This is a genomic window from Segatella copri (assembly GCF_009494835.1).
Taxonomy (GTDB): Bacteria; Bacteroidota; Bacteroidia; order Bacteroidales; family Bacteroidaceae; genus Prevotella; species Prevotella copri_F.
In genome coordinates, this window is the sequence record NZ_VZBE01000075.1 from 1 (window position 1) to 3,088 (window position 3,088).

A 3,088-nucleotide genomic window follows, 5' to 3' on the forward strand; every position below is an offset into this window, starting at 1 on the left:
GTTTTGGGGTTCCCAAAACATAACCTCGCTCCCTCCTCTAAGAACAAAAGACGAGATATTTGCCTTTCGGCTTTCCATGCCCAAGGTTGCAGACCTTAATTCTCTCAATTTGCGCCAAACATCAAAGCTGCCACATTGAAAGAACAAGATCACAGACACAAGCTACTTTGTACATGGAGTTTGCAAAGGAAAAGGTGATATTTTCAGTGTGAAACTTGCCAAGTGTTTCAGTTGTGTGTTGTTGATTTCCTTTGTGAACTATGCCGAGTGTGTTATGTGTGCTGTGTGTCCTCGGTATAGTCTGCATAAATCTAATGCCATGCTAAAACACTGCGGAGGTTCGCCCAAGTGGCTGGAGGCGCAAAGCCTCCAAGGAACGTTGCTGCAACCATTTCGGAGAATAGAGCGGTTGCCAATTAATCCACAAGCACATTTTACAGCGTACCAAGTGAGGGCATGTAAAACGTTGAATTGTTGAAGATAGGTGTTATCTTTATGAGAACCAACCACTTATACCCTCAACAAACTCTCAACAAATAGCTCTACACAACAAATTACTGGGCAAAAAAGAAAGAAAGGAATGGTGTTCATGGTTTTCTCTTTTCAACATTATCTTTCTTTTGTTGAGAGATTTGTTGAGAATATGTTGAGCCGTAAATGCCTGATGTTCAATACTTCTTTCATCATATTCAACAATTCAACAAAAATAAGGGGTGTTTTGTCCGTCATTTTTATGAACAGAACTCATCCCCCTACAAGTAAGAATGTCATGCTTATGCTTCAGTACTTATTCACGACAGTACGACAGCGCCAAGCCAACAAACAAGCAAGAGGACATTCAACTAAAGGCGGTTGTTCTTCTATTGAGTTGTAGGATAATGACACTACTTTTCTCTTTTGCCCCGCACAATCTCTTGAAGATGGTGGCACGAAACCGAGCTGCCCCGTATGAGTTTATACGGAAGCAAAGGGCAACAATCATCGGAAAGCCATACAACGTTTGCCAAATGCCATTGGAAGTTTCCTGTTTCTGTTGGACTTCCGACACCGTCAATAAACCATCCTTGTATATTGACCTTATCACAGCATGGAGTTTCATGGCGGTGACATGAAGCATATCAACCAATTCACCCTCACTCATCCACAAGTCTTGCAAGTTGGACGGAATGGATAACATTCCATTTCCGTCCACGGTGATTACAGTCCTTTTCATGCCATTCCCCCCATTGTCGGCATATGCCCCTTGATTCGACTTTCAAAAGCTGATATGTCATGCTCCAATTTAGTACTTGTCACCTTTGCGTAAATTTGTGTTGTGGCGATGTCCGTATGTCCCAGTATCTTGCTTACACTCTCTATCGGCATACCGTAGTTTAAAGCCAAAACTGCGAACGAATGCCGGCTTACATGAAATGAAATTCGCTTCTTGATGCCACACATTTTTGCCACTTTCTTTATACGCTTGTTTACCATGTCAAGTGAGCCAATATTAAACAAGTGCATATCTTTTCTCAATGGCTTGTAACGTTCAATTATCTGTATGGCTGCATCTATCAGTTTAATTTTGAATGGTACGCCTGTCTTTTGACGCTGAGAAACTATCCATGGAGACCCACTTATAATGGCAACATTGTCCTCTGTAAGATTCTTGATGTCAACGAAAGAGATACCTGTCCAACAACCAAACATAAACAAGTCTCTCGCAAAAGCAAAGTTGGGATTTTCCAACTCTATTCCTGCAAATATGTCCAATTCTTCCTCTGTCAAGAACTCACGCTCCTTGTGGTCTGGGTCAACGTGGTACATGGCAAACGGATTTCTCTGTATCTTGCCGTTGTAGTGTGCTGCCGTGACGATATGCTTCAATGGTATGGAGTATATCCAAATGGTAGATTGCGTGAGTCCAATGACATTCTTCAAATACAGACAAAAATCACGGATGAACTCCTCGGTAAGCTCATTCATGGACATATCGCTGCGCTTGTACTGAAATTTGATGAACTCGGCAACGTACTTTCTTACCGTCAGATACTTGCGGTAGGTTCGGACAGCTCGGTCTTTTCCCACGCGTTGGGCAAAGGCTGCGTTCTCCTTGTCAAAAGCTCTGAGTAATGTCTCATACTCCGTACCTATGCCTTGATATGCGTTTCTCACCATTTCAGCGGTAACGAACGCCTCACGGTCGGAAAGCCGTTGGTAATGCTTAGCGATTTGAGCCTTGATGTTATCAAGCGCAAAGTTCACCTCATTGGCTTCCTTGCTTCTGCCTTTGGCTCTGTTGCCCTTGGCATCCCATATCGCCTTGGTCACGCTCAGCTTGCAACTGAACTGTGCGATAGTTCCGTTGATTGTCACACGTCCCATGATAGGGACAATTCCGTTTCTCTCCTTGCTTCCGTTTACATAGAAGACTGTCTTGAATGTACTTCTCATAATTCCTTGCTTTTTGTTCTGTGCAAAATTAAATCATGAGAGTTGCATGGCAAATTCACAACCTGTGCAGAATTGAGAAGTAAAAACCGAAGCCGTTAAAAATGCTTATTAGAGAGTTTCTTTGAGGTAATGACTTGAAAGCGTTTCTACTTCTCAAATCCGCCATTTTCGCATTTCCTCACGAACGTCACTTAAAGCCAACGACTGCCACAACCACTTGAAACTCAAAACAAAAGCCCAAATCTGCTATTTTTTGCTTTTTTAGTCATTCTTTTTCCGAAAAACCTTGTATTTCCAGCCTCGCCGCCCTTGAAAGGCACCTGAAACGAAACGACCGATGCGACAGGAAGACGCAAAAAAAATGTCGGAAAAGGGAGCGACAAAAAGGTGAAGAAACGAGAACTTCCCTTCAGCTCCTGGAACCGCAAATAAATTTAATTCAAGGCTATATGACAACAAACATCAATATAACACAGACTTGGTGGAGATTACTCTCCGCAGTCGGCTCAACCCTCATCACTTTGGTGGCTTGGTTGGGATATATGGCTCTCTGCATGGTCGGTGAAGTCATATTGGGAATTGTGAAGTTCATCTTCGGCATCATCATTTCCATTCTTTCTATGGTGGTACTGATTGGAACATTCATTTGGTTATT

At 42.7% G+C, this 3,088-nt stretch carries 3 protein-coding genes; 1 reads left to right on the plus strand and 2 read right to left on the minus strand.

Annotation, left to right across the window (positions count from 1 at the left end; translation table 11 throughout):
* Nucleotides 1–838 precede the first annotated feature (838 nt).
* Together F7D47_RS11645 and F7D47_RS11650 are read right to left on the minus strand one after the other, a co-directional pair.
* On the minus strand, nt 839–1,213 hold the full coding sequence (locus F7D47_RS11645; RefSeq protein WP_153095712.1) for a hypothetical protein: 375 nt from the start codon (nt 1,211–1,213) through the stop codon (nt 839–841).
* The gene (locus F7D47_RS11650; protein WP_022459668.1) at nt 1,210–2,433 is read right to left on the minus strand and encodes a site-specific integrase; all 1,224 of its coding nucleotides are present in this window, start codon (nt 2,431–2,433) and stop codon (nt 1,210–1,212) included. Before F7D47_RS11650 ends, F7D47_RS11645 begins: the two co-directional genes overlap by 4 nt.
* 449 nt (nt 2,434–2,882) lie before the next feature.
* Between F7D47_RS11650 and F7D47_RS11655 the strand changes: the two genes are divergently transcribed.
* On the plus strand, nt 2,883–3,088 hold a 206-nt coding region (locus tag F7D47_RS11655; protein ID WP_153086636.1), incomplete at its 3' end, for a hypothetical protein.